Source organism: Amycolatopsis sp. BJA-103, from assembly GCF_002849735.1.
GTDB lineage: Bacteria > Actinomycetota > Actinomycetes > Mycobacteriales > Pseudonocardiaceae > Amycolatopsis.
On the sequence record NZ_CP017780.1, the window covers coordinates 5,374,380 to 5,399,675 of the forward strand.

Sequence of the window (25,296 nt, forward strand, 5' to 3'; positions counted from 1 at the left end):
CCCCATGAAGGCGATCGTCCAGCACGAGTACGGCACGACGGAAGTCCTGGAGTTGATCGAGCTGCCGGATCCCGAACCGGGGCCGGACGGTGTCGTCGTCCGGATCCGCGCGGCGGCCGTCGATCCCGGGGTCTGGCATCTCATGGAGGGCACGCCCTATCTGGTGCGCTTGATGGGCTTCGGGGTACGGAGACCGAAGGCCCCTGTCCGTGGCCTCGACTTCGCCGGTGTCGTACACGCGGTCGGCGGCGACGTCACGCGATTCCAGCCCGGCGACGAGGTTTTCGGTACCTGCCAAGGTTCTTTCGCCGAATACGCACTGACCACAGTGGACAAACTGGCACGGAAACCCGGGCGGCTCGGGTTCGAGGAAGCCGCGGCCGTCCCCATCTCCGCGTTCACCGCCCTCCAGGCGCTTCGCGACAAAGGGAAGGTCGCGCCCCGGCACAAGGTCCTGATCATCGGCGCGGGCGGTGGCGTCGGCACGTTCGCGGTGCAGATCGCCAAGGCTTTCGGCGCCACGGTCGACGGGGTGTGCGGGACGGGCAAGGTGGACCTCGTCCGCTCGCTCGGCGCGGACAGGGTGTTCGACTACACGCGTGAGGACTTCGGCGGCGGCTACGACCTCATCCTCGACACCGCGGGCAACCGGTCGCTGACCTCGCTGCGGAAAGCCCTCACCCCGCGCGGCACCCTGGTCATCGTCGGTGGCGAGGGCGACGGGCGGTGGATCGGGCCGGTGGGCCGCAACCTGCGGGCACTGTTCCTCGGGCCGTTCGTGAAACAGAAGCTCCTCGGCCTGTTCTCCACGGAGAACCAAGACGATCTCCAGGCACTTCGCGCGCTCATCGAGGCGGAGAAACTGACGCCGGTCATCGACCGCTCCTACTCGCTGGCCGAGGTGCCCGAAGCCATCCGCTACGCGAGCGAGGGACACGCGCGCGGCAAGGTCGTCATCACCGTCTGAATGTTCTCCCTCGCGTTCACCCCCGGCCATCTTGGGCGTGTTCGGTGTGGGACGACCCACCACGAAGCCGAGGGAGCCACCGATGTCCGTCAACCGCCGGGACCTGTTGCGAGGCGCCGCCACCGCCGGTGCGCTGGGGCTGGCCTGGCCGTTGAGTTCGCGGATGACCGTCGCGCAGGCGGAGGAGGCCGCGGCGGCACTGGGCGCGACCTGGGACGAGGCGCCGTTCACGCTCGGCGTCGCGTCCGGCGACCCCGTCCCGTACGGCGTCGCGCTCTGGACCAGGCTCGCGCCGAAGCCGATGGAGTTCGAGCAGCCGCTCGAAGACACCGTCGAGGTCGGCTGGGAGGTCGCCACCGACCGCGGTTTCCGCCGCCGCGTGGCGCGCGGGACGGCGCCGGCCACCGCCGGGCTCGGGCACAGCGTGCACGTCCCGGTGTCCGGGCTGGAGCCGGGCTCGCAGTATTACTACCGCTTCCACGCGCTCGGCAAGGTCAGCCGGGTCGGCCGCACCCGCACCGCGCCCGTCGGGCCGGTCCGGCGGGTGCGGTTCGCCTCGGCGAACTGCCAGGCGTTCCACGACGGGTTCTACGCGGCCCACGCCGGGATCGCGCGGGAGGACCTCGATTTCGTCGTCCACCTCGGCGACTACGTCTACGAACACGGCCAGGTCGGCGGGAACCCGCTGCGCGATCACGAAGGCCCCGAGGTACTGACGCTGCCGTCGTACCGGCGGCGGCACGCGCTCTACAAGTCCGACCCCTCGCTGCGGGACGCTCACGCGGCCCACCCCTGGTTCATCACCTGGGACGACCACGAGGTGGTCAACGACTACAGCGGTACCACTCCGGCACTGCAGGCCCGGCGATCGGCGGCGTACCAGGCCTGGTTCGAACACATGCCGGTGCGCCCGGACCACCCGGCGAGCCCGCGGATCCACCGGCAGCGCCGCTGGGGCGACCTGCTGGACCTGTCCATTTTGGATCTCCGGCAGTACCGGTCGGCGCAGAACCTGCCCGACGGCACGATCCTCGGCGCGGATCAGAAGGCGTGGCTCAAGGATCAGGTGACCGGCGCCGGTGAGGCTTGGCACTGCTGGGTGAACTCGATCATGCTCAGCCAGCTGGCGAAGCCGGGTGGCGGCGGCTACATGTTCACCGACCAGTGGGACGGCTTCCTCGCCGAACGCAAGGAGGTGCTGACCCACGTCGCCCAGAGCGGCCTCGAAGACCTCGTGGTGATCACCGGCGATTGGCATTCGGCGTTCGTCGACGACATCCGCCCCGACTTCGCCGATCCGGCCACCCCGGTGATCGGCACGGAGTTCACCGCGCATTCGGTCTCCTCCGGCGCCTACTCCCCCGAATGGAACGCCACGAACGGGCCGAAGATGGGCGCGGCGAACCCGCACCTCAAGTACTTCGAGGGCAACCGGTACGGCTACGACGTCTACGAGGTCACCCCGCGCCGCTGGAGCACGCACATGCGGGTGATCGGCGACCGGCGCGACCCGCGTTCGCCGGTGAGCACCCTGACGACGTTCCACGTCGACCGCGGCAGGCCCGGGTCCTATGAGGACAGGGCCACGATCACGTCCCCCGCGCAATACCGGCGACGCTAGGCCAAAAGGGGACCGGCGGACTCAGAAGGGGGTCGGGGGACGCTCTTTCGGAGCAGCGCGGCTCACCGCACGCGTTCTCTTTTCACCTGCCCGATGAATTCACGACAATTCTTCCGTGCGGCTAATCTGAGCTTTCCATTGGGAACGATCCCCGGGAGAAAGCAATGAAGAAGAAAATCGCCGCTTTAGTCATGGCCGCCTTCTCGGCGGCCGGAATCCTGGCCGGTTCACCGGCCTCCGCGGCGACCGAAAGCCCCTTCCCGCCCTACGGTTGCGACAGCAACCGCTTCGGAATCCTCTTCGGCGAGGGGATTTCCACGACCTGCTTCTCCCTGCCGAGGTACTCGGAAACCTATCGAGTGGTCGCTCACTGCGCGTCGGGGTCATCCTTTTGGTACACCGTCGGCCATTGGGTTCCGCGCGGTTTCGGACCGTCGACGGCGGAATGTCACGGCGGACTGCTCTCGAACGCCTACGTCGCGGGATATCACGTAGACGATCTCTAATATTTCGCTAATGCGATGTTGATCTTGGTCCGGGTCCCCACCGGTCCACTTCCGCGGTGAGCCAGCGATGGAGGGAAAAGGCCAGTTCGACCGGCGCGTCGTACTGGATCAGATGCCCTGCATCCGGAATGACGTCCAAGAGGGCGCCGGGAATCGCGTTCGCGAGCTGGTCCGCCCGGTCCACCGGGATCCAGGTGTCTTCCGCGCCCCAGATCACCTTCACCGGCAAGGCGAGTTCGGGATAGCGATCCTGGATCTCGTCGGTGTACCGGACGTCCGCCTCGGCGATCTGCCGGTAGAAGGCGCGTCGTCCCTGCTCGTCCAGCCAAGGGCCGGTCAGCGTGGCCAGTTGCGCGCCGGTGAGACCACGATGGGAGGCCGTCCCGATATAGGACTCCAGCGCACCTCGGTGCACCGTCGGGGGCTGTGCTTGGAAGACCTCGGCGTTCTCCGCGACGAGCCGGAAGAACTCCGAACCCCACGGCCGTAGCGCGACGACGTCCACCAGGGCGAGAGAGGCGTATTCGGCGCCGTGCAGCAGGTTGGCGCGCAGCGAGACGGCGCCGCCGTAGTCGTGCGCGATCACGTGCGGGGCCGTCAGTCCCCAATACGCGAGCAGGTCGGCGAAAAGCTCGCCCTGCGTGCCGAGATCGACCGCGTGACCGGGCTCCTTCGACGAGCGGCCGTACCCCGGCATGTCCCAGACGTGGACGGTGAACTCCTCGCTGAGCGCTCGCGCGAAAGGCGCCCACAGCTGCGCCGACCACGGTGTCCCGTGGCACAGCACCACCGGGGCGCCTTCGCCGAGTCGCTCCCACGCCACCGAACGGCCACGCCACTCGAACGATCGCGACAACGCCAGTTCACCGAGACCCATGATCGCGATCGTAGTGGCGCCCGCCCGCTCAGTCGGGCAGATGCAGTTCCGAATGCCGCTTGGACAGCATCTCCGCCAGTTCCCGGAGTTTGATGTTCATGTTCTGCGACGTGTTCCGCAGCACCTCGAACGCCTCGGCCGCGTCGATCCCCCGCCGCGCCATCAGGATGCCCTTGGCCTGTCCGATCGCGTCCCTGCTGTCCAGTGCCTGCTGGAGCTGCTCCTCCTGGAGCTGACCGCGCGTGACCGCGTGCGTGGTCGCCAGCGCCAGCGACGCGTGCGTGGCCAGCAGCAACAGCACATCGCGGTCTGCCCTGGCGATGCCGTGCGGACGTCGCGAGTAGACGTTCAGCGCGCCCGAAAGCTGCGAACTCGACGCCTCGGGCAGCAAGGCCGTCGAGACCAGCGAGTGGAAACCGAGCGCCGCGGCTGCCGGCCCGAACCGCGGCCAGCGCGCGTCCTCGGCGAGGTTGTCGCTGAAGGCCGCCGCCGGTCCCGAAACCCGCGCGGCCTCGACGCAGGCACCCTCGCCGTACTGATACTGCAGCTGGTCCAGTTCGCGCGCGATCTCGTCGGTCCGCACCGGCGTGTGGAACGCGCCGTCGGGATCGAGGAGGGTGACACTCACCAGATCCGCGCCCGGCACCAGGTCACGGGTCGCGAAGACCACTCGTTCGAGTACCGCCGCGACCGAGCCGGAATCCAGCAACGCCCTGGTCAGGGACACGAATTGGCTAACCAGTGGCCCGGCGATGAGCCGAGCGCCGTTCTCGGAGGTCACCGGCAGTTCGCCGTCGCCGACATCCTCGACGAATCGGTTCTTGTCCTGCTGCCAGTCGATTTCATCGGCCAAAGCCCGCCTCTCCCACTTCTGCACATCGGCGTGATGCACCACGGGAGTCACCGGCGGGAACCGGCGCCGAGCGCGCACCATCAACCGCCGCAACCAACCCGGTTACCGGCGGATCGGCGCTAACTTCTCAACGCTCAGAACCGCTTTCGGAAGCCGACCTTAGCCGAATGGGATCACCCCGCCTACCGCGACCCACGTTCGGCCCGCCCCGGATCACCCCTACCGGGCACGCCGACCACGCACCGCTCGGCCACCTGGCGTAATTTCACGTTCTCCCGCGGCTCGGGTCCGTTCATGCCCGCTCATGTTTCGGACCGGGCACCGGTTGGTACCCGGGTCTGGTGTTGTCGAGAACTCGGGGGGTGATCACCGTGGCTTCGCTCCAGGCAGAGGAGCAGCGCCGGATCGTCGCGGCTTGTTTCGCGCGGACCGGACTCACCGTCGAGCAGCTGTGGCTGAGATATTTCGCTCTCGGCGGCGACGTCAGCGAAGTCGAACTGGACGGCTTCCTGCAGGAGCTGATACCCCTGCCCAGGATCCAACGGGACATGGTCGCCCACGCGGTCAACGAACGGCTCGACGAGGTCTCCGGCGTTCGCCGGGCGCCCTACAGCCGCGCGACCGGCGAGGACTTCCGGCCTCGCGGGCCGTTGGCCGCGCTGGTAGGGCTCCTCGACGGCGCCCACCGTGCCTCCCCCGAACGGCTGCCCGAGATCATCGCCGCGGCAGGCCGGGCACTGGACCTCGAGATCACCGTCTATCTCGCCGACTACGACCAGCGGCAGCTCATCCCGCTTCCCGGCGAGTCGGCGACCGTCAAGGCACCGCTGACCATCGAGGCGAGCACCGCGGGCGAGGCGTACCGGCACGCCGGCACCCTGCTGGTCGAGGAGCCGGGCGGACCACGGTTGTGGGCCACTCTGCTGGACGGTGACGAGCGCATCGGCGTGCTCGAGGTCGAGGCCGGTCCGGACGCCGACCTCAACGACCCCTCGCTGCGAATCCAGTGCCAGTGGCTCGCGTCGCTGTCCGGCTGCCTCATCGCGGCCGCGATGAGGTACGGCGACGGCCTCGACACGCTGCGGCGACAGCGGCGGCGCGGCCCCATCGCGGAGCTTCTCTGGCAGAACCTTCCCCCGTTGACCGCGGCGACGCGCGACGTCGTGGTGGCGGGCGGTGTCGAGCCCACTTACGACGTTCGCGGAGTCACCTTCGACTACGCGCTCTCCGAAACGACAGCTCGCCTGGCGATCTTCGACGCCGGACGCGACACCCTCTCCGCGGGCCTGGTGGTCTCGGCGGCGCTCGCGGCCTACCGATCCGCCCGCCGCGAAGACCTGGACCTGCGTGGCCAGGAATCCGCTGTCGACAAAGCGCTGTCGGCACAGTTCGGCGACGGCGTCACGGTTCGCGGCACGCTGGCCGAACTGAACCTCGCCGACGGCGGGCTCCGTTACCTCGATGCCGGAGGCGTCCCGCCGCTCGTGTTGGGCGACGACCGTCAACAGACCACAGTGGACATCGTGGAGCGCCCGCCGTTCGGCGCCGGGCAGCCCGGCCGGATCGGGACCGCCCGGCTGCGGCCCGGAGACCTGCTGGTCCTGCACACTGAAGGCCTCTCGGGCGCACGTGCCGCCGACGGCGAACGGTTCGCGTTCGCCGACTGCCTGGACGACAACCTCGGGCAGGTGCCACCCGAAACCGCCCGTTGTGTCCTACAGGCGGCGAAGTCCCACTGCGGCAACGTTTTCACCAGCGACGCGGGGCTGCTGATCGCTCGGCGGCCGGGCCGGTCATGAGACGGCTCAGCCGCTGAATTCGACGTCCGCTGTCGCGACCGTGCCTCCCTTCCGGCCCGGCGCGACCTGGTACCGCCAGTACAGGTTCGTATGCGCGATGACCTGCGCCGGCTCGGGCGCTCCCCATTCCGACTTGTCCACGGTCGTATGCGCGTCGCCGACCAGCGTCGCGTCGTATCCCCGGACCAGGGCGCCGTGCAACGTCGAGCGAATGCAGGCGTCGGTCTCCGCCCCGACGACCACGAGACGCCCGACACCGCGTTCGGCCAGCACCTTCTCCAGATCGGTGTCCTCGAAGGAATCTCCATAGGATTTGTCGACGAGCGGCTCGGCGTCTTCCCGGGTCAGCTCGCCGACGAGGCACCACTCCTCGCTCCCTCGCACGAGTTCCTCATCGGAATGCTGCACCCACACGACCGGCACGTCTTCCCGTCGCGCGCGGCCGACGAGAGCGGCGATGTTCGCCACCACCGCGTCCCGCTCGTGGCCCTCGTCGACGACGCCGTTCTGGACGTCGACGACCAAGAGCGCGGTGTTCGGCCGGTTGTCGAGAGTGGTCATGACAGGGTGTCCCTCCTGGTCAGGCTGCTGTGGCAGACCTTAACCCGGAGCACCGACAGGAACCGTCGATCAAGCCGCCGGAACGGCCAGGGCCTTCGCGTTGCGCCGGACGTCGGACCACGCCCCGTCCCGGCACAAGCCGCAGGAAGCACCGAAGAACTCCGCGCGGGCTCGCTCGTCGCCGGACAGCCAGAACCGGAACCACGCCGTGATCGCGCCGCGGAACCCGCCGCCGTCACCGGCGGGTGTGAAGTGGGTCGCGCCGGCGAGTTCGCCGTAGATCGCGGGCACCTGGTCGGCGAGGCGGTACCGCGGGATGACCAGGAGCGCGGGAATGACGATGGTGTCGAACTGCCCTCCGAGGAAGAACGAAGGCCCCTTCAAGGCCGTGGCGGAGCCTTGTGGCCCCGGCTCGATCGGGATCGTGGTGGTGACGCGGGGATCCGCGCCGGCGGCGATCGCCCCGCCGCCGCCCTGGGAATGACCGGTCGCGCCGATGTGCGCGGTGTCGATCTTCCCTTCGTAACGACTGCCGGGACGGGAATTCTCGGCGATCAGGGTGGTGGCTCCGGCCAGCATTTCCTTGCCGGAGCCCGCGTTCGGTGTGTCGGCGGCCGCGACCACGAAACCGTGGGAGGCCAGATGGCGCAACAGGCCGTCGTAGATTTTCGGGTTCGCGCCGGTTCCGTTGCCCCACAGGATCACCGGGTGCCTCTCCAGCCGCGAGGGCCGGTACACGGTGTGCGTGCTGTCGAGGGCTTCGACGGTCACCGCGAAGGGACCCGGTTCGCTCCACTGGTCCGCGATCCCGGTCGTGGCCGTCGCGGCGGGCGCGATGCCCACGGTCGCCAGCACGACCATTCCGGCGATCAGTGTCCGTTCCCGAAGCCTCGTCATGGTGGTCACCGTCCCGTTCCGCCCAGGCCCCGTTGCCCGCGACGCTCCCTTCCCAGGGTGTCGGTCCGGTCACCGTACGTCCATGGGGCCGGTCACAAGATCAGGCGAACGAGTCTTGTGACCGGCCCCAAAGCAGGGGTTACTTTGAGGAAAGGGCAAACGTGTCGTGCTTCGCGGGCGGGTCGCGCTGGGGCTGGAGGTGTCCTTTGCCGCGTCCGATGTCGAGCGGTCGTGTCGCGAAAGCCACTTTCGGGACATCGGACGTCGCGAAAGTGGCTTTCGCGACACCCCGGCCCACGACCGACACCGAAAACAGCGCGAGCACGCCCCCTTTGCCCTTCCCCTCACTACGCGAACGTCGAGAGACCGTCCAGCAACCTGTCGACGTCTTCGGCGCTGGTGTACGGCGCGAGCCCGACCCGGAGCGCCGGATTCTCCAGCTTCAAGGCCGCGAAGACTTCGTAGGCGTAGAAGGATCCCGCCGGGGCGACGACCTGCCTCTCGGCGAGATGCCGCTGCGCCTCGCGCTCGCGGCCGCCGAGACCCATCAGGAGGGTCGGGGTCCGGTCAGCCGCCTTGCAGTGGACGGTGACGGTGTCTTCCAGCCCCTTTTCCAGCTTGGTGCGCAGCGTGATTTCGTGGTCGTGCAAGGAGTTCAGCGAATGCGTCAGGCGTTCCCGCCGCGACCCTCCCGCTCCCGGATCGAGGGCGGCGAGGAAGTCCACCGCGGCCGTCGCGCCCGCGAGGATCTCGTACGGCAGTGTGCCGAATTCGAAGCGTTCGGGCACGGTGTCGGGCGACGGCATGAGCTTGTCCGGTTCGACGGTTTCGAGGAGGGCAGGCGACGCGCCGAGCACCCCGCAGTGCGGGCCGAGGAACTTGTACGGCGAGCAGACGAAGAAATCCGCGCCCATCGCCGGAACGTCCACCAGCTCGTGTGCGGCGTAGTGGACGCCGTCCACGAACACCAGCGCCCCGGCGTCGTGGGCGAGGTCGGCGATCCGGCGGATCGGCGGCTTGGTGCCGAGGACGTTCGAGGCCGCCGTCACCGCGACCAGCCTCGTCCGTTCGGTGAGGACGAGGGAATCGAGGTCGAGTTCGGTGGTTTCGGGGTCGATGTCCAGCCAGCGGACGATCAGCCCGGCCCGTTCGGCGGCCTGGACCCAGGGCCGGACGTTGGCGTCGTGGTCGAGGCGGCTGACGACGATCTCGTCGCCCTCGCGCCAGTTCTTGGCCAGGTGCCGGGAAAAGTCGTACGTCAGCTGGGTGGCGCTGCGGCCGTGGACGACGCCTTCGGCCGGCAGGTTCAAGAAATCGGCATAGGCGGCGCGAAAGCCCGAGACGGCTTTCTCCGCGTTGAGCTCGGACGGGCTGACCGTGCCCCGGTTCGACAACGGGCCGGTCAGCGTCCCGGCAATGGCGTCGGCGACGGACCTTGGTGTCTGCGTACCCGCGGGTCCGTCGAAGAACGCGGTTCCGTTGGTGAGGGACGGGAAGTGAAGCCGGAGGGCTGCGACGTCGATGGCCATGACCTCGACTCTGACACCCGGTCCGGCACCGAGTAAACGCTTCGTGGCCGGAACTTTCGCCGGCCACGAAGCGTCCCGGACTCAGTACAGCGTCAGCCGGTACGCGCCGGACTGCGCGGTGCCCGCGAAGAGATACCGGCCGTCCGCGCTGATCGCCATCGAGAGCACCCGCGGGTCGGGCAGCGCGCCCGGCAGCGGCGACCAGGTGCGCCCGAAGTCCGTGCTGCGCAGCACGCCTCCCCCGGTCGCGCTGCTCGCGAACCACACCCTGAAGTCGAACGGATGCGGCAGGATCCGGCTGATCTCCCGGGGGTCCTCACCGTCGCGGACCCGGCGGAACGTCCGTCCGTTGTCCTCGCTGAGCAGCAGGCCCGCACCGCCGACGAGGACACGCCCGCCGCCCCAGCGGCTCACCGAGATCGAACTGACCGGTTCGTCGGAGACGCGGGTCCAGGTCTTGCCGCCGTCGTCGGACCGGAACAGGCCGCCGGAGTCCCCGCCCCAGACCCGGTTCTTGTTCCAGGGGTCGCCCGCGAACGCGATGAACCCGTTGTCGGTGGTGAGCTTTTCCCAGGTCTTCCCGGCGTTGTCACTGCGGTAGAGCACGTAGCCGCTGGGCGCGAAAGCCGAGACGAGAAGCCGGTCCGGGTCGGCCGGATGCGCGAAGATCGCCCTGGGGAGACCTTCCTTCGCCTTCGCCGCGAACTGCCAGGTGCGGCCGCCGTCGCCACTGCGGAGCACGTCGAGCGAGAACCCGTTCCGGGTGACCTGCCAGACCACGTCCGGGCGGCTCGGCGAGACGGACAGCCGCGCGTCCTCGTGCAGCCGGTCGGTGGGGTGCGACTGCCAGGCCCTGTCCGCCGCGGCGATCTTGCCGCGCGGAAGCGGGGTGTTGTAGATCTCCTGCACACCGGCCGCGACGACGCTCTCCCGGAGAATGTTCCCGCTGGTCACGAGGTCGCGGATGGACTCGCCGGGCACGCCGATCTGCTGGTAGCCGTTCTTGCCACCGTCCGCGTACACGCCTCGGTACACCGAGGAGATCAGCGTGGTGGCGGGTTTGCCCGCGGCGGCGGGGAGTTCGATCATGTCGGTGACGCCCTCGCCGGGCGCGGGTACCGGTTTGCGAGTCCAACTGCGACCGAAATCCGTGCTGACGTCTATGTCGTTATACGTCGAGACATACAGGCGCCCGCCGACGAAACGCGGTTCACGCAAAGGCTGCCCGCCGGGTTCGCGGCGCAGCACCGTCCAGGTCTTCCCGCCGTCGGTGGAGCCGTGCAGTTCGGGGCCGACCGTGACCACGAACCGCTTGCCGTCCGAGGCGACCTGCCCGATCTCGCCGTTCACCCGGTAGACGAGTTCGGCACGCGGTTCCTTGCCGCTGACCCCGCGAACCACCCACAGGGAGTACTCCGGGTAGACCGTCGTGAAGTAGGCGTCGTCGCCGACCAGGGTGAGTTTGAGCGCGCCGACCGGCGCGGCGATCCCCTCGCGCGGCCAGGTCCTCGGCACGTCGTTCCAGTTCACGCCGCCGTCGGTGCTGACGCTCAGCGAATCGAGGTTCTGCACCACGACGACCCGGCCCGCCGGATCCGTGGCCATGCCGAACGCGCCGTCGGGGTACCACTCGCGCAGGGTCTCCCACGTCTGACCGCGGTCGGTGGTGCTCAGCAGCAGGCCGCGCCACTCGCCGATCTGGTACCCGGGCTTGTTGCCCACCGCGAGCATCCGGTCGGGATTCACCGGATCGGCGAAGAATCCCTGGATGGCGGTGTCGTCGGGCAGTCCCCGGCGCGCGGTCCACGAGCCGCCGCGGTCGCCGGAGAGCCACAACGCGGGCGGGCCGGGCTGCATCATCGCGAGCCCGGCAGGCGAAACGGCGAGCAGCCCGCCGATGCTGTTCGGGCCGACGGGGTCCCAGCCGCCACGGGGCAGCCCTGTCGCGTTCACGTCCGTGGGTGAAGACAGGGGTTCGGCGGTGGCCGCTGACGTCGCCCCGGTGGTCCCGAGAACCGTCAGCAGCCCGAGAACGAACATGCGTTTGGTGATCGATCTCAGCTTCATGCGGAAGATCTTGGCGGAAGATCCCGCAAAGGTATAGAGGATTCGTCGGATCTTTACTGCCGCACTCGCTCTGCCATCATCGGGATATCTCTGTCAAGACTTGACTTTCACCTCCACTCATCGGATCACTCAGGGCGACATCCCCTAACTGACGACGATCGCGACCAGCGCGGCACCGAGGAGGGCGAGGTACGCGATCGCGTGCGCGCGGTCCGGGATCCGGCCGACCACCCGGCGCGTCACGGCGATGGCCGGCAGCGATCCGCACAGCAGCGCGCCCGCGGCCACCAGGTCGATGTAGCCGAGGTGCGAGGCGCCCGAAGACACACCCGTCGCGGCGAAGGCGTAGACGGCGGTGCCGATCACCGCCACCGGCAGGCTCAAGGGGTTCGCCAGCGCGGTCGCGTCGGCCATCGGCAGCCCCTTGCGCCGCATGAGGGGGACGGTGAGCACGCTGCCCCCGACACCGAGGAAGCTCGCCACGGCACCGATCCCGGTCCCGCCCGCGGTGGTGGTGATCCCGCCGAGCGCACGGGGCCGCGTGTCGTCCCGCCTGCTCACGAATCCTTTCCGGACCACGCTGTCGACGATGGTCAGCGCGAGATAGGTGACGAAAAGCCAGCGCAGCAAACTTTCGTCGGCCGCGGTGGCGGCGAAGGAACCGAGAACGGCGCCCAGGCCGATGAAGGCGATTATCGGCCACAGATAGTCGCGGCGGAGCCGTCCGGTCCGCAACTGGGCGAAGGTCGCGCTCCCGGCGTTGACCACCATCACCGCGGTCGACGTGGCGACCGCCACGTGCATCGCCCCGAGGGCGGTGTCCGGCCCGGCGAGCGCGAAGGCGTAAACGACGGGCACGGTGATGAATCCGCCGCCGAATCCGAAAAGGACGGTGGTGACGCCGCTCAGGCATCCGAACCCGAGGAGCACCGAGATCTCGATCAGCACTCCTTCGACGGTAGGTGCTCCCGGCGCGGCGGGCATTCGAAAGGGCGCCACTTTCTTTCGCGCATCGGACAGCGCGAGGGTAGCCTCGGCGGGATGCGTGACATCCCCATCGACGAGGTCGACCACCTCGACCGGGCGGTGGTGGCGATCCGCACCGATTACCCGCCGGGCCACCGGATTCCCCCGCACCGGCACCGGCGGGCGCAGTTCCTCTACAGCGCGACGGGGTCGATGCGGGTCGAAACGGCCGACGGCACGTGGACCATCCCGACCCGGCGCGCGGTGCTCGTCCCGCCGGAGACCGGTCATCAGGTCTTCACGACGACCGTGAGCACCCGAAGCCTCTACATCGAGCCGAAGGCGGTGCCGTGGTTCCCGCGGCGGTGCCAGGTGGTCGAGGTCTCCGCACTGCTCCGGGAACTGCTGAACGAGGCCGTCGGCGTGCCGGAGCTGTACTCGCCGCGCGGGCGGGACGCCGCCGTCTTCGGCTTGATCCTGCACGAGATCCGGCGATCCGCCCCGGTCCCGCTCGATCTCCCCTTGCCCAAGCACGAACGGCTGCGCGCACTGTGCGAGTCCTTTTTGGACAATCCGGACATCCACGATCCGTTAGGCGCCTGGGCATCCAGGCTGCACGTGAGCGAGCGGACACTGAACCGGATCTTCACCGCCGAGACCGGGATGGGTTTCGCCCGCTGGCGGCAACGGGCCTGCGTGCTGCATTCCCTGTCACTGCTGTCGGACGGCCGTCCCATCGCCGGGATCGCCGCCTCGCTCGGCTACGAGAGCCCCGCCGCGTTCTCCACCATGTTCACCAGGCTTCTCGGCACCTCGCCGAGGGACTACCGGGCGGCGTCCGCGCTCTGAACGGGTACTGCCCGGGTATCGTCGGGACGGCCATGTGGGACCTCATCGACGAAAGCCGGTGGAATCGGAAGGGCATCCCATTCTCTTGAGCAGGAAGTAGGACGATCATGATCTTCATCACGGCGAAGTTCCGGGTTCGTCCCGAACACGCGGACCGGTGGCCGGAAATCGCGCGCGACTTCACCGAGGCGACCCGCGCCGAGCCCGGTTGTCTTTGGTACGACTGGTCCCGCAGCCTCGAAGACCCGAACGAGTACGTTCTCGTCGAGGCCTTCCGGGACGACGACGCGGGCGCGGCCCACGTCGGTTCGGAGCATTTCCGCGCGGCTCAGCGCGAGCTGCCGCCGTACCTGGCCGAGACGCCGCGGATCATCAACGCGAAGATCGACCAGGACGGCTGGTCGGAACTGGGCGAGCTGGCCGTCGAGTAGTTTTCGCTTCCCGCCTCGGTTCTTCGCCGGGCCGAGGCGGGATTCAGCCGCGCTGCGCCCGCGCCGCGCCGACGCAGTACGCGCCGAACGAGGCGACCCCGAGGGCCACCACGCTGAGCAGCACCGTGCCGAACGGCTGATCGGCCAGCGTGCGCAAGGCCGCGTCGAGCCCGCCGGAGCGGGACGGGTCGTGCGAGACCGCCGCGTAGCCGAGGAGCACCGCGATCACGCCGAAGACGAGTCCCCTCGCGATATAACCGATTCGTCCGAGCCGTTCGACCCAACGCTGTGTTCCCGACGGCAGCGACGAGAGGTCGAGATCCTTCACGAAGTTCCGGCGCACACCGTTCACCACCGAGGCCACCGCGACACCGAGCACGATGACGGCCGCCACGATCACCAGGAACGGACCGGCGGGCAAGCTCAGGAGCCGCGCGGTGAGCTCCTGCTGTTTCTGGTCACCGCTGCCCTGTTCTCCCGCGCCCGCCGCGAGCCGGGCCGCGTACACCCCCAGCGAAATCCCCACCGCGCAACGAACTCCGGACGTCACCCGCTTGACGACGCGGTGTCCTCGTTTGTCGATCCACGTGTACCCGACCGCGGCCAGCAGGGCCTGCCACAGGCCGTACGCCACCAAACCGGCCGCCAGTACCCACAACAGCACGCCGCCCACCGGGGTCGAACCGACCTCGGCGACCGCGCCGCGTCCGTCGGCCTCCTGACCGCCACCGCCGAAGGCGATGCGTGCCGCCAGGTACCCGATGAGCAGGTACACCAGTCCGTAGCACCCCATCCCGATCCGCCCGAGCACTTGGACGGCCTTGTTGTGGCGCACCTGTCTCGCCTTGGTCGCGGGCATTCGGTTCACGCTCCTCATCAGTCTTTCCCTGAGTCTCGTGGCCGACGACCAAGACCGCCGTGCGACTGGGCCATCCGGCCGAACGACATGATCGACAAGACAGCGAAGGCCCGGCCACCTTGAGGATCCCGGCCGCGAGCGTCGAACTCGCCGCGAGCAAAGGGGCGTCAGCGTGTCGACGGCGGGGCAGATGTCTGGTCTAGGCGCTTTGCGAGCGGGGTCGTGAGTGGCAAAGAGGGTCAGACCGGACCGGTATTTGCCTACCTGCGTGTGACCAGGGTGAACGTGAGGTGCGGTAGTCGAGGGGTCGCTCCGGTCTCGGAGCTCGATCGACGGAGGATCGGGGACACTCAACGTCCCCGATCCTCCGTCGATCAAGACCATGCCACCCTCACAACCCCACGGATGGCAGCCGAGCGGGGAAGATTCCGACGCGAACTCCTAGGCAGAAAGCCAGTCAGCCGTGTCGCGGTGCCTGCCGAGCCCGACGGCGGCGAACAGCGGAACCACTCGCGCGCTCCCCGCCGAGGCGATCAGTCCACCGAGTGCCGTCTCCGTGACGATGACGGCTTGCAGGCAATACATGCCCACATCTTTCCGGAATTTTCTCCGCCACGATGTCGGATAGCGCCGACGCCGTTCGTAGGCAGGGTGAGAGGAAAGGAACCTGCCACCATGATCGAAGAGAACGTAACCGCCAAGCTGACCGTCGCCGCGCCTGTCACCAGGGTGTTCGAGGTGCTCGCGGATCCGACGACCCATTCCGCGATCGACGGCACCGGCTGGGTTCAGGAGGCCGCCGACCGGGAGCCGCTGACCGAGACCGGGCAGATCTTCCGGATGGACATGTATCACGACAACCATCCGGACGGTGACTACCGAGTGATCAACAAGGTCGAAGTGCTGGAACCGCCGCGTGCCATCGGCTGGCTGACGGGGACGGAGAAGGACGGCGGCCACCTGGAGTTCGGCGGCTGGATCTGGCGGTACGACCTGGCGCCGCTCGGCCCGTCCGGGACCGAGGTCACGCTCACCTACGACTGGTCGGCCGTGCTGCCGCACGTCCGGGAGTACATCCATTTCCCGCCGTTCGGCCCGGATCACCTCACCAACTCGCTGCGCCACCTGGCCACCCTCACCGAAGGAGCATCATGACCGCGACCTACACCTTCGACGTCTTCTCCAGCCTCGACGGCTTCGGCTCCCACACCGGTGACTGGGGCGGTTACTGGGCAAACAGGGCCCCGAACTGCTCGATCGACGCCTCGCGTCGTACAGCGAGGAGCAGCGCATGGTCTTCGGTGCCACCACGTTCCGGACGAGCGTGGAGATGCTCTCGGGCATCGTGGAACCCGAGGGCTTGGATCCCTGGGTCGCCAAGATGAAGAACCTGCCCGCGACGGTGGTGTCGACCACGATCCGGGAACCGCTCGGCTGGCCGGACGCGACCGTCGTGAGCGGCGACGCCGCCCGGCTCAAGAAGGAGTCCGAGGTTCCGTTGCGCTCACACGGCAGCCTGGCGATGAACCGGGCGCTGATGGCCGCCGGTCTGGTCGACCGGGTGCAGGTCACGCTGTTCCCGGTGATCACCGGGAAGACCGGGGCCGACCCGATTTTCCGGGGCGGGGCCGACTTCGACCTCGAACTGATCGAGAGCCGGACGCTCGACGGGCACACCCAGGAACTCGTCTACCGGCCCGTTCCGCACCCGCCCGAATGACCGCCATCCCTACCCGTCCACGCATTGAAGTCGTCCGCGTTCTCCTATTGGCTGATCAAGTGGGGCCACTCGACGGCGGAGGAGAAGGAAAGTCATGCCAGGTATCGATCGTCGCCGGCTGCTCTTCGGCATCCTCCCCGCCGCCGCGTTGGCGGCCGCGGGGTGTGCCCGATCGGACGCTTTTCCGGAAACCCGGCGGGAGCCCGCGAAACCGCCCCTCGCGCTGATCTACAACGGTCCGCAGGGGTGCTCCGACTGCGCGCCGGCGGTGGCCACTCTGTTGCGCAAAGCGCCACGGCCGTTCGAAGTCGAGTACGTGGGTCCCGGTGACCTGACCGCCGCCGCGCTGGCCGGAGCGGCGCTGTACGTCCAGCCCGGCGGCGGCGCCGACCTCGAACGAACCTGGCGAGACCTGCGCGGCTCAGCCGAGGTGGTCCGGGCCTGGGTCCGGGAGGGCGGCAGCTACCTGGGCCTGTGCTTCGGTGCCTACCTCGCCGGCCGCGGCCCGGGCTTCGATCTCCTGCCCGGCGACACCGACGCGTACGCGGGCTCCCCCGGTTCCTCGGTCCCCGACGATCGCGACACCGTCGTGCGGGTGGACTGGCGGGGCAAGCCCCGGCACATGTACTTCCAGGACGGGCCCGCCATGCTGCTGGACAGCGGAGCCGACGCCACCGTCCTGGCCACTTACGACAACGGGACGGCGGCGGTCGTCGTCGCCCCGTACGGGAAGGGACGGGTCGGCGTCAGCGGTCCCCACCCGGAGGCCGACGAATCCTGGTACGCGGACAAGGGACTGACCAACCCCGACGGGGTCCGCTTCGACCTGGCCTACGAGTTGATCGACGCGACCGCGGGACGACCGTGAGACCCGAGCCACGGGGCCAGCAGCGCTTCGAGATCGGCGTCCGACAACGCGTACGGCCCGCCGTGGAACTCGTGCCACCGCGAAGCGTCGCGCGCCGCGGTGTACTCCACCTCGAAGGCCCGCATCAGGACGTACATGAAGGTCACCGAGCTGAACCGTTCGCCGAGCAACGTCCTGGCCTCACGCGCGACCCCGGTCGCACCGTGGCCGATCACGTCCGCGAGCTTCAGCTCATCCGCAGCCGGGTCCAGCAGGCTGGGGGCATACATCACGACAATTTCTCCATCACTGAAAGGAAAACTCAGTTCTCGGCGGCGAGCTGCCCGCAGGCCGCCGCGATTTCCTGGCCACGCGTGTCGCGCACCGTGCACGCGACCCCACCGGCGTTCACCAGCCGGACGAACTCCCGCTCCACCGGCTTCGGCGAGGCGTCCCACTTGCTGCCCGGGGTCGGGTTCAACGGGATCACGTTCACGTGCACCAGCTGTCCCAGGTGCTGACGCAGACGCTTCGCGAGCAACTCGGCCCGCCACGGCTGGTCGTTGATGTCCCGGATCAACGCGTACTCGATCGACACCCGGCGCCCGGACGTGTCCGCGTAGTACCGGGCGGCGGACAGCACCTCGTCCACCGACCAGCGCTCGTTCACCGGCACCAGCGTGTCCCGCAGCTCGTCGTCCGGCGTGTGCAGCGAAACGGCCAGCCGCACCTGCATCTTCTCGTCCGCGAGCTTCCGGATGGCCGGGGCGAGGCCGACGGTCGACACCGTCACCGAACGCTGGCCGATCCCCAGCCCGTCGGGTGAAGGATCGGTGATCCGGCGGACCGCGGCGACCACACGCTTGTAGTTCGCCAGCGGCTCACCCATGCCCATGAAGACGATGTTCGACAGGCGCCCGGGGCCGCCGGTCATCTGGCCGTCTCGCATCACGGCGGCGGCGGAGCGGACCTGGTCGACGATCTCCGCGGTCGAGAGGTTCCGGTCGAGGCCGCCCTGGCCGGTCGCGCAGAACGGACAGGCCATGCCGCAGCCCGCCTGGCTCGAGATGCACAGGGTCGCGCGGTCCGGGTAGCGCATCAGCACGCTCTCCAGCAGCGTCCCGTCGTGCGCGCGCCACAGGGTCTTGCGGGTGGTGCCGTCGTCGCAGGCGAGAGCCTTGATTTCGGTGAGCAGCGTCGGCATCAGATCGCCGACGAGCTTGTCCCGGGACGCCGCCGGGATGTCGGTCATCTCCTCCGGGTTCACCGTGAGCCGCGAGAAGTAGTGGTTCGACAGCTGCTTCGCGCGGAACGGCTTCTCACCCAGCTCGGCGACGGCCTCGGCCCGCTCGGCGGCGGTGAGGTCGGCGAGGTGGCGCGGCGGGAGGCCGCGCTTGGGCGCGTCGAAGACGAGAGGGAGGGCAGTCATAGCCCAACCAGTCTCCCATGTCCACCTCCGACTCGACCGGGCCGCCCCGGATCGCTGTTCCCCAGGTCACGTGCCTTCTTCCCGCCAGCTCACTGGAAGGAGGTTGCCGTGCGACCGTTTCCGATATATCGTGAACGTGTCGGAACATTACGTAGAGAGGATTCACATCATGCGAGGACGACCTTTCCCTCCAGAACACGGCCGACCCGCCTTCGGGCCCTGGGCACGCGGCGGCTTCGGCGAATTCCCCCCGCCTCCGGGATGGGGCCCCGGCGGACCCGGCCACCGGCATCGCCACGGCCGTCGCGGTGGCCCCGGCGGACGGCGCGGCAAGCGCGGTGACGTCCGCGCCGCGATCCTCGCGCTGCTTTCCGAGCAGCCGAGGCACGGCTACGAGATCATCCGCGAGATCGGCGAACGCAGCGGCGGCTTCTGGAAGCCGAGCCCCGGCTCGGTCTACCCGACGCTGCAGATGCTGGCCGACGAAGGCCTGGTGACCAGCAAGGACGAGGGCGGCAAGAAGCTGTTCGAACTCACCGAGTCCGGTCGCGCCGCGGCCGAACAGCAGGACGCCGTCCCGCCGTGGGAGCAGATCGCCCACGACGTCGACCCGGCCGAGGTGAACCTGCGCAAGGCGGGGGCGACCCTGGCCGCCGCGGTCATGCAGGTCATGCACGCCGGCAGCGAGGCACAGCAGTCCCGCGCCGTCGACGTGCTCAACGAGGCACGCCGGACGATCTACGGCATCCTCGGCGAGGCCGACGACGACACCGCTCAGGCCGAGGCGCCCGCCGAGGACGCGGAGTGACCTGGCACGACGAGGCCGGTGGGCTTGGTGCGCGTATGCACGCGATAGCCCACCGGCAACGTCATCCGCGCTTCGCCGGCGCCTGACGAAACCTCGTTGAGGCGCCGGACCTCCGCGATCGCCTTCGCCGCGACAGGGGCGCTGAACTCGATCTTCAGCACCGCCTCCATCGCGGCGGCGTCTTCGAACTCCCACCGCGTCATCACCTTGCGGCAGTCGAATCCCTGACGGGCGAAGAACTTTTCGACGCCGGGCGGGTCGTAATGCGGCAGATCCAGCCGCATCCAGCGGCCGTAGGGCTCACTCGTCACGTCGAGATCCACGATCATCAAGGTCCCGCCGGGCCGCAGCACCCGCTCCGCCTCACGAAGGCCGGGCTCACAGCCGGGACCGAAGAAGTAGGCCGTCCGCGCGTGGACGACGTCGAAAGCCGCGTCCGGCACCGGAAGCCGCTGCGCCCGGCCCTGCCGTACTTCGACGTTCGGCAGTTCGCCGACGCGAAGCCGGGCGGCGCGCACGAGCGGCTCGTGGGGTTCGATCCCGAGCACCGACCGCGCCGTCTCCGCGAAGCGCGGCAAGTGGAATCCGTCACCGCAGCCGAGGTCGAGCACGTCCGCCCCGGACCAGTCGCGGCGCCCGGCGAGCACCCGCCAAATCTCGTCATCGACGTCCTGCGCGCGGTTCTCGACCTCGTACGCCTTTTGGTAGTACCAAATGTTCGGACTCGGCAGTACTTCGTCGCCGCCGCGGCGAAAAGAGGAGACAGCTCGGGGAAACCAGCGCACGGAAGCTCCAACGATGGGACAGCGGGCCGGGTTCCGGGCCATCCGGGTCGAAATCTTTCACGGAAACAATGCGGATAGCGACTAGACTTTACTCCCACCGGTAAGGGAGAACCGCATGTCGCTTGGCTCGGCCGCTCACACTTCCGTCATCCCGTCAGGAATCCCGTGCTGGATCGAACTCGCGTGCAGAGACGAAGCGGCCACACAAGCCTTCTACAGCGGACTTTTCGACTGGGAGTTCACCGTTCAGCGTGATCCGGCGACGCCGAACGGCCGGTACTCGATCGCGACGCTGAACGGCGTCCCGACCGGTGGTCTGTACCGCTCGGGCACGGACGGGCCGTCCGGCTGGAGCGTGCACATCTCGGTGCCGCAGGCGGCCGCGGCCGCCGAATGGGTGGACAGTCTCGGTGGCCGGGTCACCCTCGGGCCGATGACGATTCCCCACCGCGGCAACATCGTCCACGCCGTCGACGCGTGCGGCGCGCACGTCGTCTTCTGGGAACCGCCCGCCACCTGGGAGTTCGCGACGGGGGTGCCCAACACCTTCAGCGGCGCGGATCTCAACACCCACGACGGCGCGGCAGCGGATCACTTCTACTGCCGCCTCTTCAACTACACCAGCCACCAGATCGGCGACGGCACCTCGCTCGACTACGCCGAATGGCTCATCGAGCACGAACCGGTGCTGTACCGGTACGTGATGGGCTCGGAATACCGGGCGGACACTCCCCCGCACTGGATGGTCTACCTCGAGCTCGATCCGGCCCGGGGCGCGGACGCCGCAGCAGGGCAGGCCTTGATGCTCGGCGGCGCCGTCGTGGTCCAGCCCTACGACACCCCGTACGGCCGGATGGCGATCCTCGCCGATCCGGACGGTTCGGTGTTCGCCGTGATCGACCACTCCCGGGCCATCGAGGGCTGGGGCAGCGCCGAAGTCGACGATCCTTACGACGACTGAGCCGAAGAGCCGGGGTGACGGTCACCCCGGCTCTCGCGTCAGAGACCCGACCAGAATCCGCAGTTGTGCACCGTCGCGAGGTCGGCCGGGCCGATCTCGCCCGGCGCGAGCGACTGCGTCTTCGGCGTGGGACGCCACTTCGGCAGGTCTTCCCCGTTCGGATTCCCGGTCCGCGCGAATCCGGTCCAGTACTGAATCATTTGCGCCGCGAGCTTCTGTTGCGCCGGAGTCAATTTCCCCGGAGACGCGGTCATATCAGACAAATACGCCAATTCGGATCCGTGAGAAGCGCCGGGACGCATTCCGGTCGGCATAGGGGCGAGCGGCGGAGCGTCCCGATCGGCGAACTCGTAGCCGTAAGTCCGGGTGCGCTCGCGCAGCAAGCGCTCGGTCCCGGCCTGAGGGCAGCCCCAGGTCCGGTCGGTCATGGCGTCCGCGAACGCCATCGCCGGGCTGCCGTGCTTCGCCGACGGGTACTCGGCGGCGACGAGCGGCGCCTTGTCCTTGAACGCGGTGCGCAGCAGTTCCTGGTAATGCTCCTCGGTGAACGGCTGCCCGGGATACAGGGCGACGAGCAACCTGGCCTCGTCCCTGGTGACCCCGGTCAGCACCGGCACGCGGGCGAAATGCCCGGTCTTCAGGGCGGTCGCCGGATGCTCGGGCAGCAGGCCGGTATGGAACGCGGGCGTCCCGAGCGGCTGGTTCACCAGGTCCTTGACCGGAAGCCGCCGGAGACAGGCGACGTCGGCGCAGCCCAGCTTCTTCGCGGCGTCGGCTCCCATGGCCTCGACGTCGGCGCGGGGCAGGAACGGCGATCCCGCGGGCACACCGGGTAAGAACCCGCCGTCGGGCCAGGTCAGGGTGCACGGACCGCTCTGGATGATCGCGCGGTGGAACAGTCCCGCGGCGGACGGGGACGCCAGCTGGGCGCAGGTGCTCATCGCGCCGGCCGATTCCCCGAACAGGGTCACGTTCCGGGGATCGCCGCCGAACGCGCGCGCGTTGCGCTGCACCCAGCGAAGTGCGGCTTGCTGGTCTTCGAGCCCGAAGGCGCCCGAGTCGCGGCCGAGCTCGGGGTGGCCGAAGAAGCCGAACACGCCCAGCCGGTAGTTCACGGAGACCACGACGACGTCCCCGCCGAGGGCCATCCGCTTGAAGTCGTAGTCACTGCCCGCGCCGGAGGTGAAACCGCCGCCGTGCACCCAGACCATCACCGGCCGCGGTCGATGCGCCGGTTCGGCCGGGCTGATCACGTTGAGATACAGGCAATCTTCGCTGTCGCTCGGTGCCGAGCCGAGGCCCGGCGCCTGCGCGCACCGGGGCCCTGGCTTGCTCGCGTCCCGCACGGCGGTCCACGGTTCGGGTCTCTTCGGTGGCGCCCAGCGCAGGTCGCCGACCGGTGGCGCGGCGAACGGAATGCCTTGGAAACTCCGGTATTCGCCGGTACTCACCCCGCGAACGGAACCGGAATCCGTGCGGACGACCGGGCTTTCGCCCGCCTCCGCCACGGTCGCCGTCAGGGCTCCGAGCGTCACGACGCTCAGTGCCAAGGTCAGAAGTCGCTTACTCATCCGTCGAGTTCGCATACTCCGACCTTGGCCCAGCGCACCGGGCTTGTCACACGGGTTCGCCTAGACGGGGACGAACGCCGAGAGCAGGAGCCAGGAGACGACGGCCGAGGGGAGCAACGAGTCGAGCCGGTCCATCAGCCCGCCGTGCCCCGGCAGCATGTTCCCCATGTCCTTGACCCCGAGGTCGCGCTTGATCAGCGACTCGACGAGATCGCCCAGTGTCGCGGTGCAGACGATCGCCGCGCCGAACAGCACACCCTGCCAGGCGTGCCCCTCGAGCAGCAGGCTCAGGGTCAGCGCGCCGGCGACCACACCGGCCACGAGCGAACCGGCGAAGCCTTCCCAGGTCTTCTTCGGGCTGATGGTGGGCGCCATCGGATGCTTGCCGCCTAGCACACCGGCGATGTAGCCGCCGGTGTCCGAAGCGACGACGCCGATCATGAACGCCAGGACGCGGCCGACGCCGTCCTCGGGCGGGACGAGCATCGCGGCGAAGGCACCGAAAAGCGGGATGTACGCGACGGCGAAGACCGACGCGCTGATGTCACGCAGATAGCCGTCCGCGCCGCCGGGCAACCGCCACAACAGGCAGACGAGCACCGTCAGCACGAACGCCGTCAGCGCGCCCTCGCGACCGTACGGCCACGCCAGCCAGATCATCGCCTGACCGCCCACGAGCACCGGGACCAGCGCGATCTGGATGCCCGCGGCCCGCTTCAGCGCGCCTGCGAGCTCGATCGTGCCGACCGCGATGGCGATCGCGATGATGCCGATGAACAAAAAGCGCACGGTGAGCAGGGACGTGACGATCGCCGCCCCCAGCAGCAGCCCGACCCCGATCGCGGCGGGCAGGTTGCGGCCGGCGCGGGAAACCTTCTGCGCCGGTTCCGGCACGGTTTCAAAATCCGGCGCTGTGGCCGGAACCGGTTCCGGGTTGTCCACCCGGTCCTCGCGTTCCTCGCTCACCTGGCTCATCAGACCTCGAGTAGCTCGGCTTCCTTGTGTTTCACCAGCTCGTCGACCTTGTGCGTGTACGAGTCGGTGAGGTTCTGCAGTTCCTTCTCGGCGTGGACGACCTCGTCCTCGCCCGCCTCGCCGTCCTTCTTGATCCGGTCCAGCTCTTCCTTGGCCTTGCGGCGGACGCTGCGGATCGAGACGCGGGCGTCCTCACCCTTGGCCTTCGCGACCTTCACCATCTCCTTGCGGCGCTCTTCGGTGAGCTGCGGGATGACGATGCGGATCACGTTGCCGTCGTTGCTCGGGTTGACGCCGAGGTCCGACTCGCGGATCGCCTTCTCGATGGCGTTGAGCGAGGTCTGGTCGTAAGGCTTGATCAACGCCATCCGGGCTTCGGGGATGTTGACGCCCGCCAGCTGGTTCAGCGGGGTCGGCGCGCCGTAGTAGTCGACGACAACGCGCGAGAACATCCCGGGGTGGGCCCGGCCGGTGCGCACCGACGACAGGTCCTCCTTGGCGACGGACACCGCTTTTTCCATCTTCTCCTCGGCGTCGAGGAGGGTCTCGTCGATCACGGCAACTCCCGTTGTTGTGTATTCGTACCGGTTGCGAAGAACAGAGCAGGACTACGCGGGTACCCCGTCTGCGGGGGTGTCGACCAGGGTGCCGATCCTCTCACCACTGACCGCGCGAGCGATGTTCCCCTCGGTGAGCAGATTGAACACGATGATCGGCATGTTGTTGTCCATGCACAGGCTGAACGCGGTGGCGTCGGCGACCTTGAGGTCCCGTTCCAGCACCTCGCGGTGGCTGATCTCGTGGAACATCTCGGCCGTCGGGTCGCTCTTCGGGTCCGCGGTGTAGACACCGTCGACGGCCTTCGCCATCAAGACGGCTTCACAGCCGAGTTCCAGCGCGCGCTGCGCGGCGGCGGTGTCGGTCGAGAAGTACGGCATGCCGACCCCGGCGCCGAAGATGACGACGCGGCCCTTCTCCAGGTGACGCTCGGCGCGGCGCGGGATGTACGGCTCGGCGACCTGCCCCATGGTGATGGCGGTCTGCACGCGGGTGGGCAGGCCCTCCTTCTCCAGGAAGTCCTGCAGTGCCAGGCAGTTCATGACGGTGCCGAGCATCGCCATGTAGTCCGCGCGGTCACGGTCCATGCCGCGCTGCGACAGTTCCGCGCCGCGGAAGTAGTTGCCGCCGCCGATCACGACGGCGATCTGCACGCCCGTGCGTGCGACGTCGGCGATCTGCTGAGCGACCGAGTGCACCACATCCGGATCAACCCCGATGGAACCGCCGCCGAACATCTCGCCGCCCAGCTTCAGCAGCACCCGCCGGTATCCGCCTTCGACCCGGACACCCATGTCGCCCTCCCTAATGCTCTGAACCCGACTGTGCCCCGTCCCCGATGGACGGAGACGGGGCACAGT

The 25,296-nt window shown here is 68.8% G+C and carries 26 protein-coding genes and 1 pseudogene; 11 read left to right on the forward strand and 16 right to left on the reverse strand.

All coding sequences use genetic code 11. The features are described 5' to 3' along the window. Positions 1-4 precede the first annotated feature (4 nt). From BKN51_RS23265 to BKN51_RS23275, 3 genes are all read left to right on the forward strand, one after another. On the forward strand, positions 5-967 hold the full coding sequence (locus BKN51_RS23265) for an NAD(P)-dependent alcohol dehydrogenase (protein ID WP_101609617.1): 963 nt from the start codon (positions 5-7) through the stop codon (positions 965-967). An 82-nt stretch (positions 968-1,049) separates the two neighbouring features. After that, complete coding sequence (locus BKN51_RS23270; protein ID WP_101609618.1) at positions 1,050-2,588, forward strand: alkaline phosphatase D family protein; 1,539 nt, start codon at positions 1,050-1,052, stop codon at positions 2,586-2,588. A 164-nt stretch (positions 2,589-2,752) separates the two neighbouring features. Beyond that, positions 2,753-3,094 (forward strand): hypothetical protein, encoded by a 342-nt coding sequence (locus BKN51_RS23275; RefSeq protein ID WP_101609619.1) that lies wholly within the window; start codon positions 2,753-2,755, stop codon positions 3,092-3,094. A gap of 7 nt (positions 3,095-3,101) precedes the next feature. Here the strand turns inward: BKN51_RS23275 and BKN51_RS23280 are convergent, their stop codons facing one another. Both BKN51_RS23280 and BKN51_RS23285 read right to left on the reverse strand, forming a co-directional pair. Then, positions 3,102-3,971 carry an alpha/beta fold hydrolase gene (locus BKN51_RS23280; RefSeq protein WP_101609620.1) on the reverse strand — a complete coding sequence of 290 codons (870 nt, stop codon included), beginning with the start codon at positions 3,969-3,971 and terminating at the stop codon, positions 3,102-3,104. Positions 3,972-3,999: 28 nt separating this feature from the next. Further along, the gene (locus tag BKN51_RS23285; RefSeq protein WP_369862235.1) at positions 4,000-4,824 is read right to left on the reverse strand and encodes a GAF and ANTAR domain-containing protein; all 825 of its coding nucleotides are present in this window, start codon (positions 4,822-4,824) and stop codon (positions 4,000-4,002) included. A 371-nt stretch (positions 4,825-5,195) separates the two neighbouring features. Between BKN51_RS23285 and BKN51_RS23290 the strand changes: the two genes are divergently transcribed. Further along, a complete protein-coding gene (locus tag BKN51_RS23290) occupies positions 5,196-6,623 on the forward strand; it encodes a PP2C family protein-serine/threonine phosphatase (RefSeq protein ID WP_233223016.1) in 1,428 nt (475 codons plus the stop codon). Between the two features lie 6 nt (positions 6,624-6,629). Here the strand turns inward: BKN51_RS23290 and BKN51_RS23295 are convergent, their stop codons facing one another. From BKN51_RS23295 to BKN51_RS23320, 5 genes are all read right to left on the reverse strand, one after another. Continuing rightward, positions 6,630-7,184 carry an isochorismatase family protein gene (locus BKN51_RS23295; protein WP_101609623.1) on the reverse strand — a complete coding sequence of 185 codons (555 nt, stop codon included), beginning with the start codon at positions 7,182-7,184 and terminating at the stop codon, positions 6,630-6,632. A 69-nt stretch (positions 7,185-7,253) separates the two neighbouring features. Continuing rightward, on the reverse strand, positions 7,254-8,081 hold the full coding sequence (locus tag BKN51_RS23300; RefSeq protein ID WP_233223015.1) for a poly(ethylene terephthalate) hydrolase family protein: 828 nt from the start codon (positions 8,079-8,081) through the stop codon (positions 7,254-7,256). A gap of 347 nt (positions 8,082-8,428) precedes the next feature. Continuing rightward, the gene (locus BKN51_RS23310; RefSeq protein WP_101609626.1) at positions 8,429-9,610 is read right to left on the reverse strand and encodes a cysteine desulfurase-like protein; all 1,182 of its coding nucleotides are present in this window, start codon (positions 9,608-9,610) and stop codon (positions 8,429-8,431) included. 81 nt (positions 9,611-9,691) lie between these two features. After that, the gene (locus BKN51_RS23315) at positions 9,692-11,677 is read right to left on the reverse strand and encodes a WD40/YVTN/BNR-like repeat-containing protein (RefSeq protein ID WP_101609627.1); all 1,986 of its coding nucleotides are present in this window, start codon (positions 11,675-11,677) and stop codon (positions 9,692-9,694) included. A gap of 144 nt (positions 11,678-11,821) precedes the next feature. Then, entirely contained in the window at positions 11,822-12,625 is an 804-nt protein-coding gene (locus tag BKN51_RS23320) for a sulfite exporter TauE/SafE family protein (RefSeq protein WP_101609628.1), read from the reverse strand. A 93-nt stretch (positions 12,626-12,718) separates the two neighbouring features. Between BKN51_RS23320 and BKN51_RS23325 the strand changes: the two genes are divergently transcribed. Together BKN51_RS23325 and BKN51_RS23330 are read left to right on the forward strand one after the other, a co-directional pair. Next, a complete protein-coding gene (locus BKN51_RS23325) occupies positions 12,719-13,492 on the forward strand; it encodes an AraC family transcriptional regulator (RefSeq protein WP_101609629.1) in 774 nt (257 codons plus the stop codon). Positions 13,493-13,599: 107 nt separating this feature from the next. After that, positions 13,600-13,923 (forward strand): putative quinol monooxygenase, encoded by a 324-nt coding sequence (locus BKN51_RS23330; RefSeq protein ID WP_101609630.1) that lies wholly within the window; start codon positions 13,600-13,602, stop codon positions 13,921-13,923. A 43-nt stretch (positions 13,924-13,966) separates the two neighbouring features. On the opposite strand, the gene BKN51_RS23335 is transcribed toward BKN51_RS23330, so the two are convergent. Both BKN51_RS23335 and BKN51_RS43260 read right to left on the reverse strand, forming a co-directional pair. Continuing rightward, a complete protein-coding gene (locus BKN51_RS23335; protein ID WP_101609631.1) occupies positions 13,967-14,782 on the reverse strand; it encodes a DUF1206 domain-containing protein in 816 nt (271 codons plus the stop codon). A gap of 441 nt (positions 14,783-15,223) precedes the next feature. Continuing rightward, positions 15,224-15,367: a hypothetical protein gene (locus BKN51_RS43260; RefSeq protein WP_158255741.1), complete on the reverse strand. Its 144-nt coding sequence runs from the start codon at positions 15,365-15,367 to the stop codon at positions 15,224-15,226. A 90-nt stretch (positions 15,368-15,457) separates the two neighbouring features. On the opposite strand from BKN51_RS43260, the gene BKN51_RS23340 reads away from it, so the two are divergent. The 3 genes and pseudogenes from BKN51_RS23340 to BKN51_RS23350 all read left to right on the forward strand — a co-directional run bounded on the left by BKN51_RS23340 (position 15,458) and on the right by BKN51_RS23350 (position 17,370). Further along, positions 15,458-15,937: a polyketide cyclase gene (locus BKN51_RS23340; RefSeq protein WP_101609632.1), complete on the forward strand. Its 480-nt coding sequence runs from the start codon at positions 15,458-15,460 to the stop codon at positions 15,935-15,937. Continuing rightward, positions 15,934-16,502: pseudogene (locus BKN51_RS23345) on the forward strand (dihydrofolate reductase family protein). The gene BKN51_RS23340 and the pseudogene BKN51_RS23345 overlap by 4 nt, the downstream one beginning before the upstream one ends. A 94-nt stretch (positions 16,503-16,596) precedes the next feature. Further along, positions 16,597-17,370, forward strand: coding sequence for a BPL-N domain-containing protein (locus tag BKN51_RS23350; RefSeq protein WP_101609633.1), 774 nt, complete (start codon positions 16,597-16,599; stop codon positions 17,368-17,370). Here the strand turns inward: BKN51_RS23350 and BKN51_RS23355 are convergent. Both BKN51_RS23355 and rlmN read right to left on the reverse strand, forming a co-directional pair. Continuing rightward, a complete protein-coding gene (locus BKN51_RS23355; protein ID WP_101609634.1) occupies positions 17,334-17,639 on the reverse strand; it encodes a hypothetical protein in 306 nt (101 codons plus the stop codon). The two genes, BKN51_RS23350 and BKN51_RS23355, sit on opposite strands and share 37 nt — an antisense overlap. Before the next feature lie 32 nt (positions 17,640-17,671). Then, entirely contained in the window at positions 17,672-18,778 is a 1,107-nt protein-coding gene (gene rlmN / locus BKN51_RS23360; RefSeq protein ID WP_101609635.1) for a 23S rRNA (adenine(2503)-C(2))-methyltransferase RlmN, read from the reverse strand. Positions 18,779-18,947: 169 nt separating this feature from the next. Between rlmN and BKN51_RS23365 the strand changes: the two genes are divergently transcribed. Continuing rightward, positions 18,948-19,586: a PadR family transcriptional regulator gene (locus BKN51_RS23365; RefSeq protein ID WP_101609636.1), complete on the forward strand. Its 639-nt coding sequence runs from the start codon at positions 18,948-18,950 to the stop codon at positions 19,584-19,586. Here the strand turns inward: BKN51_RS23365 and BKN51_RS23370 are convergent. Next, positions 19,553-20,371, reverse strand: a complete 819-nt coding sequence (locus tag BKN51_RS23370) for a class I SAM-dependent methyltransferase (protein ID WP_101609637.1) — start codon at positions 20,369-20,371, stop codon at positions 19,553-19,555. The genes BKN51_RS23365 and BKN51_RS23370 overlap by 34 nt on opposite strands. 115 nt (positions 20,372-20,486) lie before the next feature. Here BKN51_RS23370 and BKN51_RS23375 point away from each other — a divergent pair, with 115 nt between their 5' ends. Further along, a complete protein-coding gene (locus BKN51_RS23375; protein WP_101609638.1) occupies positions 20,487-21,332 on the forward strand; it encodes a VOC family protein in 846 nt (281 codons plus the stop codon). Between the two features lie 38 nt (positions 21,333-21,370). Here BKN51_RS23375 and BKN51_RS23380 read toward each other — a convergent pair whose 3' ends face one another. The 4 genes from BKN51_RS23380 to pyrH are packed head-to-tail and all read right to left on the reverse strand — an operon-like array spanning position 21,371 to position 25,230. Beyond that, entirely contained in the window at positions 21,371-22,903 is a 1,533-nt protein-coding gene (locus BKN51_RS23380; RefSeq protein ID WP_233223014.1) for a carboxylesterase/lipase family protein, read from the reverse strand. A 60-nt stretch (positions 22,904-22,963) separates the two neighbouring features. Then, positions 22,964-23,878 carry a phosphatidate cytidylyltransferase gene (locus tag BKN51_RS23385; RefSeq protein WP_101609640.1) on the reverse strand — a complete coding sequence of 305 codons (915 nt, stop codon included), beginning with the start codon at positions 23,876-23,878 and terminating at the stop codon, positions 22,964-22,966. After that, positions 23,878-24,435 carry a ribosome recycling factor gene (gene frr, locus BKN51_RS23390; protein ID WP_101609641.1) on the reverse strand — a complete coding sequence of 186 codons (558 nt, stop codon included), beginning with the start codon at positions 24,433-24,435 and terminating at the stop codon, positions 23,878-23,880. Before frr ends, BKN51_RS23385 begins: the two co-directional genes overlap by 1 nt. A 51-nt stretch (positions 24,436-24,486) precedes the next feature. Continuing rightward, positions 24,487-25,230, reverse strand: a complete 744-nt coding sequence (gene pyrH, locus BKN51_RS23395; RefSeq protein WP_005154669.1) for a UMP kinase — start codon at positions 25,228-25,230, stop codon at positions 24,487-24,489. Positions 25,231-25,296: the final 66 nt, after the last annotated feature.